The organism is Streptomyces sp. NPDC002276, assembly GCF_053891435.1.
The window spans coordinates 23,361-37,810 of sequence record NZ_JBSFCQ010000034.1; the positions used below are offsets into that span (position 1 = coordinate 23,361).

Genomic DNA, 14,450 nt, shown 5'->3' on the forward strand with positions numbered 1-14,450 from the left:
ACGCACCACATCGCGCGGCGTGGAATGTGGGCGTGACGCTCGCCGCGTGGGCTGTGCCCGAGGAGGCCGCCGAGCTACTGACCACGCGAACCCGAACCTTGGTCGCCGAGGCGATCCAGTCGTATGGCGGTGACCGTATCGCCGTTGTTGCTGTGCTCGCTGAAGGTCAGGTGACCGTTCACGCGGTCTCTCTGGCCTGCCGTTCCCACCCGGTGGACGCCATCGACGCCTTCACTGCCGCCGCCGTCCTGCGCAGCACGCCCGGACCCGAAGGCGCGGCCGGGCCGTCTCGCTGTCTCTGCGCCGACTTGGCCGTACTGGGCGAGGGCTGGACGGTCAGACGGCCGTTCCTTGTCTCACGCTACGGCCTTTAGACCGCAGGCCCGCGCCCCCCTGTCGCAGGCCTGCGACGTGCCCCCCGCCCGGCTCCCCTTCTCTGGTCGGGCGGGGGCACAGCCCTCTCTTGCCGATCAACTGGAGACCGTCATGGACACCGCCGCCGCCGACCCGATGCGGGACGCCTGGGAGGCCATGCGCATCCTGAGTGCGTGGGAGCAGCACCCCGCTGCCGCCGTACTCGACGCGGCCCAGGACGTGCCCGCGCACCTCTACCGCGCCCTGGCCGGACGGTGGTTGTTGCTGAGCCCGCTCGACCGGGCCGACCTGTGCACACTGGCGCTCATGGGCGACACGCTCGCCCGGTACGGTCCGGCCGCCCTGAAGACGGACGGCGGCCCCCGTATCGCTCCAATCCTGAGCGAGTCCGCGCACTTCGCCGCTCTCGCCGAGCCCGGACAGTGCCCCGCGCCCTCCGACCGGGCCCGCGCCGTCACCCAGGCCGCTGCCCACCTCACCCGCTACCAGCAGCTCACCACGCAGTGGCAGACGGCAGTGCTGATGCGGCTCACTCCGCCCCAGACGACGACGAACCGATTGCTGAGCGCGCTGCCCGAGTTCGTCCCGCCGGCCCCCGAGCCGGACACCGGCACCCGGCTGGAGACCGTTCTGTCCGACGCCGAGGAGCGAGCCGACGCCGGTGAGGACCCGCAGGTGACGCCGCCCCGGACGATCGGCACCATGTGCAGTCTCCTGTCCAAACTGCCTGTCGAGTGGCAACAACAGGTCATGCGCCGCACGGGCGTGGGTCTTAACCCGCTGCAAGCACTCGCCGATGTTGTTCACGCGCCGCTCAGGGCCCCCAAAGCGCTGGTTCGGTGCGGCGGCCCGGCGATTCCGGACATCACGCAGGGTGCCGATGCCGGGGGCACCCGATGATCGATGCCACCCGGCCCACGAGCGCCCGTATCGAGAACTACTTGATAGGGGGCTACGACAACTACCCCGCCGACCGGCAGGCCGCTGACATGTTGCTGCGGGTCGACCCCACCGCCGCTGAACGGGCCATCGCCGCCCACGAGTTCGTGCGGGGCACCTTGCACCAGCTCGCCCGCGACGGCGCCCACCAGCTTCTCGACCTGCGCTGCGGACTGCCGTCCTGGCGCCCCCACTGGCACCGGATTCTCATGCGGCGTCAGCCCCTGGCCCGGATCGTGTACTGCGCGGCCGATCCGATGGTGCTCGCCCACGGACAGATGATGATGGAGGAGGCCCCTGGGGTGCGCATGATCGACGTCGACCCGGGCGGGCCGGGTCTACTTGACCACCCCGTCGTGCAGAGTCATTTCAACGTGACGGGCGAGCCGGTCGTGGTGCTCGCCTCCGGTCTGCTGGAACACCTCACCGACGAGGCCGCCGCCCGGCTCCTGAGCGACCTGTCAGCCCTCGCGCCCGGGAGCGTCCTTGTCGTCACAACGTCGGTGTGCGCGGATGCCGAGCGGGCCGACCGGATCGGCAGGGTCATACACCGGGCCGCCCCCGGAATCTGGGGACGACTGCGTACCCCCAAAGAGGTCAAGTGCCTTCATCCCAAGCTGAGTTCAGGGCTGATCTGTACGGACACTGATGATCCCCAGCTCGCAACCGCGCTGATCGTCACCGGCCAGCCATAGGACGCCGAGGTATCCCCTAGACCTGCGGGAAAGAGCCCGCAGGGCGCCCGCCCAGTGTTCTCCCCGGGCGGGCGCTTGTCTTTCGTAATGGACGCTTCACCTGACGGATCGCGCCCGCGCAAGCCTTCAGCTCTGCCGGGTCGAGTTGACGAACGCAGTCCAGGCGTGGGGACCCACAGCCAACGGAGTACGGGTGAGTTCCTTGGAGTCCCGTACCGCAACGCCACCGCGGCGACGAGCTACCTCCACACACGCGTTGTCGTACTCACCACAGCGCGAACTCTTGCGCCATCCGGTGAGCGGCAGCCCGTTTTCCACTTGGAAGCCTCCCGTTGTGCGATGCGTCCGCTTGCCGGCCGCACGCGCGTCTCAAGTGCGCCAAGTCTAGGAGCAACTACCGTCCACCTTGGATGACTTGGTGAAGTGAGAAGGTCGGGGCATGCCAGAAATCATGAACTCGTCCGGCACGGAACCGGTGGACGACGTGCCCAGCTTGGACGATCTCAACTCTTACGAGCGTGCCCGGCAACTACTGTCCGCTGTCATTGCCGCGTACAGCGCCCGGATCGGCGCAGCCGACGCCGAGCAGGCCGCCGAACTGCGCGGGCGCCGGGCCCCTCTGCTGGCCGAACAGCAGACACTCGACCCGCGGGACCGGGACCGGGTGCGCGAGATCATCGCAGGGTTCCCCGTTCTGCTCGTCGCGGTGCGGGAGGACGCCGAGTGACTGACGAACGCCCCCCTCGTCTGCTGAGTGATGACCAGTTGCGCGAGATCTTCGACGCCGACATACGCCCGACCCTGGCCGGACCGGCGCACGATGAACCGCGAGTGCTCATCCTCGGCGGCTCGCAGGGCAGCGGGAAGACATCCGCCCTGCCGCTCATCGCGCAACAACTCGACATGCCCCAGGCCTTTCGCTTCGAGGGTGACGACATCCTCCGGGTGCACCCCCAGTTCGAGCCGATCGCTCGGGACCATGGCGTCATGGAGGCCTACCAGCGGACCGGGCAGGACTACACAGAACTTGTGCGGATGACCCTGGAAGAGCTGCGGGACCTGCGGCGGGACACGATCCTCGTGGGCCCGTACACGGACCCCAACGCGACGTTCGGCCGCATCGCCGAGTTCACGGCCGTCGGCTACCGGCCCGAGGCCGCCTACATGGCGGTTCACCCGGCCCGATCCCAACTCGGTGTCCTGCACCGGCACCACCAGGCCTTGGCCGACGGCATCGACTACTCGTTCGCGGTGCCCCTGGAGCTGCAACAGCGCATCTACGAGAACACACCGCTGATCATGGCTCAGGCCCAGCGCGAGAACCGGGTGGAGGCGCTGCACGTCTCCGACCGGACAGGCATCGTCCTCAGCACCAGACGCCAGCCGGACGGCACATGGGCCCCGCCCGTCGACATCCGGCAGGCCGTCGAGGACCACCGCTCGCGCCCATGGGACCGCGAGACACGCGCAGACTTCACGCGCCGCCGCGACGAGATCCGGCCCACCCTGACCGGCGCCGAATGGGCCGAGCGACTGGCGAGCGTCGACCGCCTGGCCGCCCCCATGCTCGGCGGTACGGGACAGCGGCAGAGCGTCGCGAACGCCGCTGTGAGCAGGTCAACCACCGTTGCCCAGGACACGAGCCTTTCAGCCTCGCCGTCCACGGCAGCGGACAGACCGAGGCCGACGCACACGGACGGCCAGGACAGAAGTCCGGGCCGTAGCCGGTAGCCGGTCCGGCCGTCGAACGCCGTTGCCCCGCCCGGTTGGGCGGATTCTCGCAGTCCTCGCAACACCTGATGGTTTACGCGGCCGTCAGTAGATCACGCAGACGCTCGGCTGGGGTTTTCCAGCCGAGTGTTTTGCGTGGCCGGCCGTTGAGCTGCTGGGCGACGTGTTCGAGGTCTGCGGGAGTGTGCGTGGACAGGTCGGTGCCTTTCGGGAAGTACTGCCGCAGCAGGCCGTTGGTGTTCTCGTTCGACCCGCGTTGCCATGGGGAGTGCGGATCGCAGAAGTAGACCGGCACTCCCGTGGCCACGGTGAACTGCTTGTGGGCGGCCATCTCGCAGCCCTGGTCCCAGGTCAGCGAGCCGCGCAGGTGCTCAGGCAGGGTCTGGACCAGCGGCACCAGCACGTCGCGGACCTCCTCGGCGGTGTGTCCGCCGGGCAGATGTCCGAGCAGGACGTAGCGGGTGGAGCGCTCGACCAGGGTCACGATCGCGCTGTCGCTGCGGGGGCCGACGATCAGATCTCCTTCCCAGTGGCCGGGAACCGCCCGGTCCTCGACCTCCGGTGGCCGCTCGGAGATCATCACCATCTCGTCGACGAACCGGGACGTTCGTTGCTCGGGGCTGCGGTGGGGATTGCGGCGGGTGCGACCGGTGCGCAACGCGTCCGCGACCTGGCGGCGCAGGCCGCCCCGGGCCTGGACGTAGATGGCCTGGTAGATCGTCTCCGGACTCACCCGCATGCTCTCGTCGTCGGGGAACTCGATGACCACAGCGTGACTGATCTGCTCAGGGGACCAGCGTTCGCGCAGCCTGTCCTCAACGTATCGACGCAGCGGCCCGTCCGCAGCGAGCTTGGAGGCCCTGGGCCGTGCCCGGCTCTCGGCCCAGGCCCGCTGGGCCCGGTGCGGGCGGTAGAGCCCGTCGGCCGACCGCGCGTCGATCTCCCGCTTGACCGTGGACGCCGGCCGCCCCAGAGCCCGTCCGATCGCCCGCAGCGAGTGCCCGGCCCGGTGCATGTCAGCGATCGTCTCCCGCTCGGTCACGCTCAGGAACCGGGGATGCAGCGGCGCGTCGACTGCCGCGAGGGACGGCCTGATGATGGTCACACCGGTCTTATAGATGATCAAGTGGCCGTCAGAGCGCAGTCGCGAATGGCCGATCTGCCGGATGCCGCGGTCCCAGTCGTGGGCGGTGCGCTCGTGGACGCCGGCCTGCGCGGCGGCATCACGGCGTCGCACTCCGGCCGCACGGAGCCGCTCGTACTCCGCCCGGCCGGGATGCCCGGACGTGCCAGGCTTGCCGCGACCGCGGACACCGGCCTTACGTGCCCATGTGAACGCCGTGTTGCGGTTCACCCCGACTGCGCGAGCGGCAGCGGTGACGCTGCCCTTCTCCCGGTCCAGTGCCTCGAAGAACCCCGCCTTCAGCACCTCAAAATCCACGATCCCCGCAACTCCCTGAACTCCAGGGTGTTGCGAGGATCAGTAGAACCGGCCTTGCGGACGGGGCAACGGCGTGCCGGACGCTGCTACAGGCCCTTTGGGGGGCGAATGGTGGTCACCGTGATCACGGGCGGTTCCGCGGGGCTGACCATGTAGGTGACCGCCAGCGCACCGAGCAGGCCGGTACGGTCGTCCTCCGCGCCCGCCGTACGCGCCAGGGTCGGCCCGCCGTAGGGGTCGGCCGTCAGCGTCTCAAGGTCCTCCAGCAGGGTGCCCAGAGTGGTGCCGGCGAGCAGAGCGCGCAGGGCATCCCGCGACAGGGCGCCGGGGGCGATGGCTGTCAGCCGCTCCGCGCCGTCCAGCTCCAGCAGGGCCTCCCGGGCAGCGTCCGTGAAGACCACCCGATAGCTGCGGCTCACAGGGTCCCGGCCAGCGCGAGGAAAACGTCGCCGATCTCGTGTGTGGCCGCGGTTCCGGCCCGGACGGCGTCGGCCGCCGCGTCCGCGCCTGCGTCGTCGGTCGTCTGTGCGACGGCCCCCCACAGCGCGACCAGCGCGAACAGGTCCTCGGGGGCGGCATCGTCCAGGGCCCCCTGGAAGCGGTCGCGCAGTTCCGGCGGGAGCGCGCGGCGGATCGCGCCGACCGTGCGGGGCCGGTCGATCGACCCCGGGGAGTGGTCGAGGGGTGCAGCGGACATGTGGGCCTCCGGGTTCGGTGCGTTATCAGACTACGCGGGACGACTCGGCAGCGGCAGGCACTCCGTACGGCCCGGGTGCCTGTCCTGGTCGACGTGCGGGCGTGCGGGCCAGGCACCGGGTATCTCCTCAGGAAGGGCGTTCGTCTCGGAACGAATGCACTGCATCTGGGGGAGGAGAAGCGATGACTGAGCACGATGTGCTGTTGCAGTTCTGGCGCGAGCAGCGTGATCAGGCCCGCCAGTCGGAGAACCAGCGGGCCGCCATGACGAATATCGTCCTGATCGTGGCCGCTGCCGCGGTCGGGTTCGTGGTGCGGCAGGGCATCACGGACTCGGGGAACCTGCCCGTCACCACGGGGCTGACGGTCCTGGGGCTGTACGGCGCGCTCAGCAGTGCCAAATACCGCGAGCGGTTCGCGCTGCACATGCGCGAGGCGAAACTGATGCGCCGGCGCCTTGATGCCCTCTACCCCGACCTCGGACTCGAAGAAGACCGGCGGACTGCCCGGACCGACCACCAGCGCACGCACCGCGCGATGTACCGGGTACGGCTGTACGTGCTGTGGACGTCACTGCATCTGGGCATCGCGCTCATCGGGGCAGTCTTGACCCTCGTCGTGTCGCTATGACCGACCATCCCGCCAGTTTGTAGCTGGCCCCACCTGCGCCCGCGTCCGGCCATGGAAGGGTGGTCCCCGTGGCCAACCCACTACACATGACGGACGCGGACTTCCGCCTGTTCTGCTCGGTGATGCATCTGGACACCCCCGCCAAACTACGGACCGTGGAAAACGCCGCAGCCGTCGCCCACCAGTACCTTGCCCCCTTCATCGCGAAAGCCGGGGTGGACATGCTCGGCGACCTCTACGGCATGGTCGCCGAGAACCCCAGAGCCCGCGTCATCTACCTCGGCCGTGACGGCTACTCCTTTGGCAACGTCATCCGCCAACTCGATCCCGTCTTCCACAACCGCTACAGCGCTGAACTCCACATCCCGCGCGTGCTCGCTGACTCCGTTTTGGAAGAAGCACAGCCGTGGAGCGTGCCGGGAGCGGACGGCTTCCGCAAGCCAGGCCCGCACCGTGACCAGCCGTCACCAGGCTGGAGTGACCTGGTCGAGTACGCCGAGGACAGCAACCTCTATCTCGACCGTGCCGACGCCGAATTCGCCCTCGTGGACACCGGCTTCAAAGGCAGCGTCCAAGAGATGCTGACCGCCGCCTACCCGGACACCCGCTTCCACGGCCACTACCTCTTTTTCTGCGCCTCCGACACCGACCGCAACGCCGACCGCAAACAGGGCTACGCGCTTCACCTCGGCCAGCCCAACCCGCTCAACGGCCGTGCGATCAGGGACAGGTTCGTGGACGACCCCGCCCTGACCTTCGCCCACCACGACGCGATCGTTGCCGTCGAAGACCTCACGCGCGGGGTGGACGTCCCGATCAATGCCCTGGCCCAGCAGACCCCCGCACTCGCGGGGATCAACCCGGCGCGCGTCGCGTCCCGTTACAGCGACCCCTACGTCCGTCAGGCCGTCCTGGCCGCCATCTCCACCACCGTGGCCACCAGCGCGATCGAGATCCGCCAGGCACGCGCCGACTCCCCTGATATGTGGTACGCCACCCTCACTGACCGAGCCGCGGTCCTGCGCCCCCAGATCCATGAATGGCTCGCCGGCCGCCCAGCCGATCCCGCGCTAGCCGAACTGCTCGACAGCTTCGTACGCCGAGCGGACAACGGGACCGTCCCCCGCCAGGCCGCCCGGGTGCAGGCCGCTCTTAGCCGTTCCACCACGGTCACATCTCGCACGCCTCCGCCGTCACGGGCCCCCGAGCCGAAGCCATCCACCAACCCGACCACAGGGCATCCACGGCATCGAAGCCGCTGAGAAGTTGCACCCGCCGAGCGCCTGACGGTCGGGAATCGTGGCTTACACAGCCGCAGTGGGGGACGTCCCGGGCCCGAAGTCAGGCGGGTAGGACGAGTTCCACAGCCTCAGCCAGCCAGCGGGGTCATCCGGCGAGGCGCCGTCGACAAGAGCGGCGCGACCGGTCATGAACCCGAGGAGCTTGAGGGCACTCTTGCCGGGGTGCGCCTCGCGGACGTGCACCGCACCGGCATCCATGATCGGCGCCACCGGAGCGTCCATCAGTACGGCTTGGGTCGAGCCCTGGCACCCGCTGCACTGCACCCACGCAACCGCCAAGGTCGCGTCCTTTTTCGTGATCACCCCCGGACAACGAATCGCCCGGGGGGAAGGCACGAACAGAGCGGCTTAGCGTGTACACGCTAAGACGTTCCGGAAACGGTCGGTTTCGGGACGCTGGCCGAGTGGTGCCGGAACTCGCCGATATCCGTCCCGAAACATGTCCCAAAACTCCCTCCGCCCCGCACGGAATGGGATACGTTTTTGGGATGGCCCCAAGTTCCTATCGGAAGGACCCGGAATGTTCTGGCGCTTGGGCAAAGAAGACTCGACCGACCCCCTGGCCGTGGCGCGGCGCGCGGACGTCCGCAGGTACGGACGGGTCAAGGTGACGCAAGACGCTGCGATGCTGGCCGGGTTGCGTGAGGCGGCGCTACGCGCAATCTGGCGGATGGAACAGCCGAACAGTCCCGGGGACGTCAACCCGCATACCAGCAGGCTCACCCCGTACGCGCTTGCGAGCATGTTGACGTTCAGCGCGGACGCCTCCGGCATTCACGTCGGCGATGTTCTGAGCCGCCTGGAAATGATGATCTTCACGGGAATGGCCGAGCGTCGGGAACCCCGCCGAGACTGGACGGTGTGGGAGCTGGAACGCCTCGGTTACACCGAATCGGGTCGCTACCTGGCGGATCGGCAGCTAATGGGGCCGCGATGAGTGACGCCCCGGTCGAGGTGACACCGGCCGAGCTGATCGAGCGTCAGCCCTGTCCGCGATGCGAAGTACTGGCCGGCTCGCCGTGCCGGACCCACACCGGGCTTGTCTCCTCGGTCTACCACACCGGCCGGTACGCGGGACTCCCCAAGCTGCGGTCCGGCCCGGCGGTCCGGGTGCCCGTCGACCGGCGCCCGGGGCAGCCGTGGCAGCCCGGACCGGCCCCGGAGATCACGGAGGCCGTGGCCGAGCGGACCGGCGACCGTATCGGGTACGCGCGGGCCAACCGACGCGGCCAAGACCTCACGGCCCAGGTGACCGCGCTCCGCGCGGCCGGGTGCGTGAGGATCTTCGACGAGGTGATCAGCATCCGGCAGCCGACCCGGCCCGAGTACGTACAGGCCCGGGACTCCCTCCGGACGAACGACATCCTCACGGTCCAGCGGCTAGACCGCATCGGCCGCAACATGATCGAGCTGATCGTCTCCGCGCAGGACATCCAGCACCTCGGCAACCGGCTGGAGATCCTGAGCGGACCTCTCGCCGGCATCTACGACCCCCAGGGCCCCGGGAAGATCCTGTTCGTCGTGGTCGCGATGTTCGCCGAGATCGAGCGCGAGTTCATCCACGAGCGGACCATGGACGGATTGGAGACCGCCCACGCGAAGGGCCGCCGGGGAGGCCGCCCCCGAGCGGTCAGCGCCGACCAGCTCGCCGCAGCACTCGCCCGCCGGGACCGCGAGGAGCCCGTGCCCGCCATCGCGGCAGCACTCGGCATCAAGCGGTCGACCCTGTACCGCGCATTCGAGCAGCACGACCAGGCCGCCGCCGTGGCGGCGCTCGCGGGTACCACAGATGCGGGCTGGCCGAACCAGCAACAAGCACCAGCCACGAGAAGCGAGCCCCGATCCATGAACCAGCAGACCCCCGCCGCACGCTGCCCCCGGTGCCACGGCCCGCTCGCCCAGTTCGAGGGCGATATCGGCGGAGCCTCCCGGATCGCCACCGAACGGAACGTGACGATCTGCGGACCATGCTCCGTGGACGAGGCGGTGAGGGACACTCTGACCATGGCCCCCATCCCGTTCGGCGAGTGGCCCATGCTGGAGGACCACATGACGTGGGACGACGTACCCAGGTCTCCGCACGCCTGATCACCCGCACCATGGACGGTGTGGCGGACGGCAGATGGGGCCGGATGCGCACCCCGAAGGAGCTGACCGCGCTCCACCCCGCGCTGGACCCCGCACGGCACACCCTGCTGCGCCCGCCTACCGACCACTCCAAGGTGACGGCCATCTACCCTCCGGCGGAGGGTCACCCCGAGTTGGTCGCGGGAGTCCTCGACTGCCACAGCCTGTAGACCCCGCCCGGCCGCTGTGAAGCTCCCGCAGGCGCCCGAACGCGCGGTGGCCGGGGCGAAACGGGAACAGGCCCCCTGACCCTGGTCATCCGGCTGGCCGGGTGTGTCCGCGTCCGGGTCCGTGGCCGGGGCGTGCGTTCCACATCTCGGCGATGTGATCCATGACGTACCAGGTCGTGCGGCCCACATTCCGGGAGAAGGGACGCCAGGAGTTCCGGCGCGCACGAGAGATCGCCTGGCGTAGAGCGTCGGGCGAGGCTCCGAGAGCGGCGGCGGCCTCCGTGCTGGTGACCACGGGCGGGCGGTGGTCGTCCCGGGCGGCGAAGGCGGCACGGGCCGCCGCCTCGTCGTCCATGACGCGGGTGACGGCGGCCAACGCGCCGGTTCCGAACGTACGGAGGGGGGCACCCGGCATCTCGGGTAGCTGCACCTGTTCACGCAGGACCCATACGGCGTCGTCCCTGCCGTCGGCGCAGTGCACGGTGTGCCGGGTGAGGGCCACGATGCGTGTAGCGATCCGGTCGGGGCCGACGGCGCGCTCGTCCACGCTCCCGGCCACCTCCTCGGTGATCGTCCCGGTTGCGTCCAGCCAACGCAGCCACATCCCGGGCGGCACGGTGCGCCCACCCTCCTGCCCGAAACGCGCCTCACGGATGATGTGCCGCATCAGGCCCTCGGCCGCAGACAGCCGGACGGGCAGGTCTGCGGGAATCGGGCTCACGGGGCCGTGGATGATCAGCCCGTCAGACCATGCGGTCCAGCGAACGGACCGCGCCGGGCCGGGCCGCATGTGCAGGGGGACCGGCCCGCAGTCCACCGTGATCTCCTCCTCGCGCAGATGGGGATAGCGCTCCAGCGCGGCGCGGGCAGAGGCGGCGTCCAGGTACGTACCGCGCATACGGATGCGGGTCGCGGTCTCCGGGATGTCGGTGGCATCGACCACGGGCATGAGAACCTCCCTTAAAGGTGTCACAACTATTGTGACACCTTTAAGGGAGGGAGTGTGGCCCATCGGTGAACCCGCCCTCGTCCGGGTGCCTGTTCCGAACTCCGGTCTCTGCGGGGCTCGGTAGCCTCGGAGTCGTGACGGACAGTGGCGCAAGCAGCGTCGAAGAACGGGTGGCAGCCGCCCGGGGACTCCTCCGGGTGTGGGTCGTCGACACGGCGACCGCCGAGGAGTTCCCCGGGGCTGAGTGGACCGTGGATGACGGGGCATGCCTGCGCGGCGTGGTCGACAGCGACGAGGACGCCGGGATCTGGGCCGACTACCTCGGTATCGACCTCACCCGTACCGAGGCGGGCACGCTCGGCGGGCGCCGGGACTATGCCCCCGACGGGTCGTGCGGGCCCGTGGTCCCCGTGTTCCTGACCAGTACGTTGACGGCCGGTGGTCTTGGACGCCGGGCTCAGCCGCCAGGGCCCCCGTATAGCGGCCTGGACCGATAGGCCTTCGCTTACGCTCGCTCCGTGCATCTTCCCGACCTCCCGCGCGATCCCGTGGGCGTAGCCCGGAGCGTGTGGAACCTGAGCCCGCCGGCGCTGCTCGCGTGGCTGTACGCCCTGACCCGGAGGCAGCACCTCCAGGCCGAGCAGGTGACGGCCTGGGCGGGCGATCACGTGGACTGCGAGTTCATCCGGGAGTTCCGCGAGCGGGAGGAGTGGCAGCCGTACCACCCGCACACGCTGCTCGTCCGCAACAGCGGCACGCACCCGGTACGCAGCGTCACCGTCCACCTCCCCGGGATGTCCAGCGAGATCACGGGGGAGTCGACCGAGGCCTACTACTGGATCGGCGACGTACCGCCGGACACCACCCGCACGACAACAGGGTCATGGAGCGTGCGGTGTGCGTCGCGCTGGGCTTCGTGGTGTGCTTCGCCGCGATGAAGGCCGCGCCGTACGTCAAGAGCGGGCTGAGCGGCCTCAGGTCGAAGATCAACCGCACGCCGGGCGACACCTCCGACGAGGCGCCCGTGCTCGATGCAACGATCACGCTGGAACGCATCGACGGGTCCCGGCCCGGACGGCGACAGGCCCGGTACGGACGGGCCCCGGTCTCGGCGAGGACCTGACCGCGCTCGCCGACACGGCAGTGCCGGAAGAGGCCTGACCGGCCCGGGGGTCGCAGGTCCCGGTCACCAGGGCAGGGCGATCCCCTTGCCCTTGCCGCGGCTGACGCTGCGGTCGAGGACGCCGAGCTGCTCCATCTGCCCGAGCTGGTGCGCGACGCTGCTGGTACTGGACAGTTCCACGCTCCGGCCGATCTCCCGTACGGAGGGGGTCTCGCCGTCGTGCTCGGCGGCCCATTTCCTGATGCACGTCAGGATGCGCCGCTGCTGCTCCGTGAGGCGTTCCTCGGTCTTCTCGATCTCCCGGACCAGGTCGCGCAGCTCGACTTTGGCCGACGGCGAGCGCCCGGCCGCCGTCTGCCAGAACGGGTGGGTGGCGAGCCTGATGTCGAGACGCCGCAACTGCTGTCGCAGCGCAGCCGTTTCGAAGGGGTGGTGCTCCAGGGCCGCGTATGTGCGGGTCCGCTGGCGCTGGGTCTGGATCAGATCGCGCGGAAACGTCGTGTGCTGCACCATGTGGCGATTGAAACACGTGTTCGAATTGGAGGCCAGGCCCCGGGAGCCGGGCCCGGCAGCGGTTGTGACTGAGCACTTCAGTTGGCCACTGAGCACTTCAGTTGGCCGAGCGGACAGACCGCCGAGAAGGGCGTACCCGCCCCCGATCCCTGGAAGACTCGTCTCTGCAAGGGGCATCGACAACGAAGGAGCACTTCATGGGGCTGACCGTCCGCGTGCGTGGTCGCCGTCAGGAGCTTGCGTTGGAGGCCGGCAGGCTCTCACCACGCCCTCGGGGTTCCGAGGGCGTGACGCTTGCACCGCATGCCGCCGAACTCGTTGCCCTGCTGACACGAGGTCTCGGGAGCGGCGTGCAGCTTCGTCGCACCCCAGGAATGAGCGCCACCGCGGTGTACGTGGTTGGTCCGGACGGTGATGTCTTGCGCAACTACGGCGTCGTCCCCGAGCGCCAAAGTGGCCCGCCGTGGTCCCCGGTCACCGTCGCCCTGGTCATGGACGACCCGGAGCAGCCCGTCGACATCTACCTCGAACCGGTGCCGGACACGCCCGTTGGGTACGAGGGCAATCTCGCCTTGAGCGTTGCCGATGCCGCCGCCCGCCTCACGCGCCACTACGCGCCAGCACTGACGCCCCCGGCTGTTCACCCGTAACCACTCTGTCCGGCCAGGCAGCATGGCCAACCATGACGCACAGAATGGCCAACTGAAGCGCTCAGTCACAGCGGTCACACGGTGACTGGCTGGGGCAGGAGCGTGTTCATGAGGGTCTGGTAGCGCTCCAGCCCTTCGGCCCATCCGGGCATAAGAAGGTGCTGGAAGACGCACGACCACAGGTCCCGGCACCGAGAGGTGCCGGGACCTGTTGCTACCCGCTGAGTGCCTAGGGGGCGTCCGTTACGGCGCGACCCACTTCCAGGGGCGTTCGCCGTGGCGCCCCATCAGGCACGCCAACCGGTAGTCGGCCTGACTGCGGGCGTGCTCGCTGGTGTCGGCGTGGCGGAGCGCGAACAGGGCGAGCCCGAGTGACCTGATGTCCCTGATCAGTCCGTATCCGTCCCAGGCGGTCACGTCGGTGCCGTAGGCGTCGCGGAACTCCTCCCAGTAGGAGGGCGGTTCGGCGAGGGTGTCGCTCTGGAACGCGATGGTGGCCTGGTCCCACTGGCGCGGCCCGACCGCGACGCCTTCCAGGTCCACCAGGTAGGTGCCCTCGGCGGTCCGCATGGTGTTGTGCGGACTCGGGTCGGCGTGGATCACGCACCACTCGTCCGGCCACTGCACGGCGTTCCAGCGGGCGACGAGCTGTTCGGCGTGACGGGTGAGCCACTGCCGGGCGCTGTCGGAGGTTTGGGCCTCGCGGATGCGCTTGGGGTAGTCGGGCAGGGCGAAGCGGGGTAGCGCGAGGTGGGAGGGGACGCGGGTGGAGTGCAGCCGCAGGAGCGCGCGGGCGGTGTGCGCGGGTTCGGCCGGCACCTGTTCCCCGAGGTCTTCCCAGAAGGTGACCGGCCGTCCGGCGATCGTGACCGGGTCGGGTACGAGCGGTTCGGCGGTGGGGATGCGGTGGGAGCGAAGCCAGTCCGCGACGCGCAGTTCGCGTACGGCGACGTCGTAGGTGCCCGGCGGGTGGATACGGATCACGGTTCCCCCGGCGGCGCGCAGCATGAGGTTGTCGCGTAACCGGATCGGTGCGATTCCGGCGGCGGGTAACCGGGCCTGTTCGCAGGCCTGTTGGGCGAGGGCGGTGATTTCGGAGGTCTGCACGGT

Annotated in this window: 21 protein-coding genes; 14 read left to right on the forward strand and 7 right to left on the reverse strand. The window is 69.5% G+C overall.

The annotated features are described in order from the left end of the window. Positions 1-32: 32 nt before the first annotated feature. From ACWIHT_RS45000 to ACWIHT_RS45010, 3 genes are all read left to right on the forward strand, one after another. A complete protein-coding gene (locus ACWIHT_RS45000) occupies positions 33-374 on the forward strand; it encodes a hypothetical protein (RefSeq protein WP_456174463.1) in 342 nt (113 codons plus the stop codon). Between the two features lie 112 nt (positions 375-486). Further along, the gene (locus ACWIHT_RS45005; RefSeq protein WP_456174464.1) at positions 487-1,275 is read left to right on the forward strand and encodes a hypothetical protein; all 789 of its coding nucleotides are present in this window, start codon (positions 487-489) and stop codon (positions 1,273-1,275) included. Further along, positions 1,272-2,009, forward strand: a complete 738-nt coding sequence (locus ACWIHT_RS45010; RefSeq protein WP_456174465.1) for an SAM-dependent methyltransferase — start codon at positions 1,272-1,274, stop codon at positions 2,007-2,009. The genes ACWIHT_RS45005 and ACWIHT_RS45010 overlap by 4 nt, the downstream gene beginning before the upstream one ends. Before the next feature lie 126 nt (positions 2,010-2,135). On the opposite strand, the gene ACWIHT_RS45015 is transcribed toward ACWIHT_RS45010, so the two are convergent. Then, the gene (locus ACWIHT_RS45015; protein ID WP_456174466.1) at positions 2,136-2,327 is read right to left on the reverse strand and encodes a DUF397 domain-containing protein; all 192 of its coding nucleotides are present in this window, start codon (positions 2,325-2,327) and stop codon (positions 2,136-2,138) included. A 121-nt stretch (positions 2,328-2,448) separates the two neighbouring features. On the opposite strand from ACWIHT_RS45015, the gene ACWIHT_RS45020 reads away from it, so the two are divergent. Both ACWIHT_RS45020 and ACWIHT_RS45025 read left to right on the forward strand, forming a co-directional pair. Further along, complete coding sequence (locus tag ACWIHT_RS45020; protein WP_456174467.1) at positions 2,449-2,736, forward strand: hypothetical protein; 288 nt, start codon at positions 2,449-2,451, stop codon at positions 2,734-2,736. Further along, positions 2,733-3,740 carry a zeta toxin family protein gene (locus ACWIHT_RS45025; protein ID WP_456174468.1) on the forward strand — a complete coding sequence of 336 codons (1,008 nt, stop codon included), beginning with the start codon at positions 2,733-2,735 and terminating at the stop codon, positions 3,738-3,740. Before ACWIHT_RS45020 ends, ACWIHT_RS45025 begins: the two co-directional genes overlap by 4 nt. Before the next feature lie 73 nt (positions 3,741-3,813). On the opposite strand, the gene ACWIHT_RS45030 is transcribed toward ACWIHT_RS45025, so the two are convergent. The 3 genes from ACWIHT_RS45030 to ACWIHT_RS45040 all read right to left on the reverse strand — a co-directional run bounded on the left by ACWIHT_RS45030 (position 3,814) and on the right by ACWIHT_RS45040 (position 5,878). Next, a complete protein-coding gene (locus ACWIHT_RS45030) occupies positions 3,814-4,977 on the reverse strand; it encodes an IS30 family transposase (RefSeq protein WP_456174501.1) in 1,164 nt (387 codons plus the stop codon). Between the two features lie 290 nt (positions 4,978-5,267). Beyond that, positions 5,268-5,600, reverse strand: coding sequence for a hypothetical protein (locus ACWIHT_RS45035; protein ID WP_456174469.1), 333 nt, complete (start codon positions 5,598-5,600; stop codon positions 5,268-5,270). Continuing rightward, positions 5,597-5,878 (reverse strand): hypothetical protein, encoded by a 282-nt coding sequence (locus ACWIHT_RS45040; protein ID WP_456174470.1) that lies wholly within the window; start codon positions 5,876-5,878, stop codon positions 5,597-5,599. Before ACWIHT_RS45040 ends, ACWIHT_RS45035 begins: the two co-directional genes overlap by 4 nt. 182 nt (positions 5,879-6,060) lie before the next feature. Here ACWIHT_RS45040 and ACWIHT_RS45045 point away from each other — a divergent pair, with 182 nt between their 5' ends. The 5 genes from ACWIHT_RS45045 to ACWIHT_RS45065 all read left to right on the forward strand — a co-directional run bounded on the left by ACWIHT_RS45045 (position 6,061) and on the right by ACWIHT_RS45065 (position 10,105). Further along, positions 6,061-6,507: a hypothetical protein gene (locus ACWIHT_RS45045; protein ID WP_456174471.1), complete on the forward strand. Its 447-nt coding sequence runs from the start codon at positions 6,061-6,063 to the stop codon at positions 6,505-6,507. Between the two features lie 68 nt (positions 6,508-6,575). Next, positions 6,576-7,769, forward strand: coding sequence for a hypothetical protein (locus tag ACWIHT_RS45050; protein WP_456174472.1), 1,194 nt, complete (start codon positions 6,576-6,578; stop codon positions 7,767-7,769). A 559-nt stretch (positions 7,770-8,328) separates the two neighbouring features. Beyond that, positions 8,329-8,745, forward strand: coding sequence for a hypothetical protein (locus ACWIHT_RS45055; RefSeq protein ID WP_456174473.1), 417 nt, complete (start codon positions 8,329-8,331; stop codon positions 8,743-8,745). Continuing rightward, a complete protein-coding gene (locus ACWIHT_RS45060; protein ID WP_456174474.1) occupies positions 8,742-9,896 on the forward strand; it encodes a recombinase family protein in 1,155 nt (384 codons plus the stop codon). The genes ACWIHT_RS45055 and ACWIHT_RS45060 overlap by 4 nt, the downstream gene beginning before the upstream one ends. Next, the gene (locus ACWIHT_RS45065; RefSeq protein WP_456174475.1) at positions 9,863-10,105 is read left to right on the forward strand and encodes a hypothetical protein; all 243 of its coding nucleotides are present in this window, start codon (positions 9,863-9,865) and stop codon (positions 10,103-10,105) included. Before ACWIHT_RS45060 ends, ACWIHT_RS45065 begins: the two co-directional genes overlap by 34 nt. Before the next feature lie 85 nt (positions 10,106-10,190). On the opposite strand, the gene ACWIHT_RS45070 is transcribed toward ACWIHT_RS45065, so the two are convergent. After that, complete coding sequence (locus ACWIHT_RS45070) at positions 10,191-11,054, reverse strand: hypothetical protein (RefSeq protein WP_456174476.1); 864 nt, start codon at positions 11,052-11,054, stop codon at positions 10,191-10,193. Between the two features lie 134 nt (positions 11,055-11,188). Here ACWIHT_RS45070 and ACWIHT_RS45075 point away from each other — a divergent pair, with 134 nt between their 5' ends. The 3 genes from ACWIHT_RS45075 to ACWIHT_RS45085 are packed head-to-tail and all read left to right on the forward strand — an operon-like array spanning position 11,189 to position 12,177. Beyond that, a complete protein-coding gene (locus ACWIHT_RS45075) occupies positions 11,189-11,551 on the forward strand; it encodes a hypothetical protein (RefSeq protein WP_456174477.1) in 363 nt (120 codons plus the stop codon). A 21-nt stretch (positions 11,552-11,572) separates the two neighbouring features. After that, complete coding sequence (locus ACWIHT_RS45080) at positions 11,573-11,992, forward strand: hypothetical protein (protein WP_456174478.1); 420 nt, start codon at positions 11,573-11,575, stop codon at positions 11,990-11,992. Beyond that, on the forward strand, positions 11,950-12,177 hold the full coding sequence (locus tag ACWIHT_RS45085; protein WP_456174479.1) for a hypothetical protein: 228 nt from the start codon (positions 11,950-11,952) through the stop codon (positions 12,175-12,177). The genes ACWIHT_RS45080 and ACWIHT_RS45085 overlap by 43 nt, the downstream gene beginning before the upstream one ends. Before the next feature lie 63 nt (positions 12,178-12,240). On the opposite strand, the gene ACWIHT_RS45090 is transcribed toward ACWIHT_RS45085, so the two are convergent. Next, positions 12,241-12,690 (reverse strand): LexA family protein, encoded by a 450-nt coding sequence (locus ACWIHT_RS45090; protein ID WP_456174480.1) that lies wholly within the window; start codon positions 12,688-12,690, stop codon positions 12,241-12,243. A gap of 197 nt (positions 12,691-12,887) precedes the next feature. Here ACWIHT_RS45090 and ACWIHT_RS45095 point away from each other — a divergent pair, with 197 nt between their 5' ends. Beyond that, a complete protein-coding gene (locus tag ACWIHT_RS45095; protein WP_456174481.1) occupies positions 12,888-13,340 on the forward strand; it encodes a hypothetical protein in 453 nt (150 codons plus the stop codon). Between the two features lie 243 nt (positions 13,341-13,583). Here ACWIHT_RS45095 and ACWIHT_RS45100 read toward each other — a convergent pair whose 3' ends face one another. Next, positions 13,584-14,447 carry a phosphotransferase family protein gene (locus tag ACWIHT_RS45100; protein WP_456174482.1) on the reverse strand — a complete coding sequence of 288 codons (864 nt, stop codon included), beginning with the start codon at positions 14,445-14,447 and terminating at the stop codon, positions 13,584-13,586. Between the last annotated feature and the right edge of the window lie 3 nt (positions 14,448-14,450).

Excerpts from the sequence above, each read along its gene's own strand:
- ACWIHT_RS45010 (WP_456174465.1), top strand. The coding sequence starts at position 1,272 with ATGATCGATGCCACCCGGCCCACGAGCGCCCGTATCGAGAACTACTTG.
- ACWIHT_RS45020 (WP_456174467.1), top strand. The coding sequence starts at position 2,449 with ATGCCAGAAATCATGAACTCGTCCGGCACGGAACCGGTGGACGACGTG.
- ACWIHT_RS45095 (WP_456174481.1), top strand. The coding sequence starts at position 12,888 with ATGGGGCTGACCGTCCGCGTGCGTGGTCGCCGTCAGGAGCTTGCGTTG.
- ACWIHT_RS45005 (WP_456174464.1), top strand. The coding sequence starts at position 487 with ATGGACACCGCCGCCGCCGACCCGATGCGGGACGCCTGGGAGGCCATG.
- ACWIHT_RS45045 (WP_456174471.1), top strand. The coding sequence starts at position 6,061 with ATGACTGAGCACGATGTGCTGTTGCAGTTCTGGCGCGAGCAGCGTGAT.
- ACWIHT_RS45070 (WP_456174476.1), bottom strand. The coding sequence starts at position 11,054 with ATGCCCGTGGTCGATGCCACCGACATCCCGGAGACCGCGACCCGCATC.
- ACWIHT_RS45060 (WP_456174474.1), top strand. The coding sequence starts at position 8,742 with ATGAGTGACGCCCCGGTCGAGGTGACACCGGCCGAGCTGATCGAGCGT.
- ACWIHT_RS45040 (WP_456174470.1), bottom strand. The coding sequence starts at position 5,878 with ATGTCCGCTGCACCCCTCGACCACTCCCCGGGGTCGATCGACCGGCCC.
- ACWIHT_RS45055 (WP_456174473.1), top strand. The coding sequence starts at position 8,329 with ATGTTCTGGCGCTTGGGCAAAGAAGACTCGACCGACCCCCTGGCCGTG.
- ACWIHT_RS45090 (WP_456174480.1), bottom strand. The coding sequence starts at position 12,690 with ATGGTGCAGCACACGACGTTTCCGCGCGATCTGATCCAGACCCAGCGC.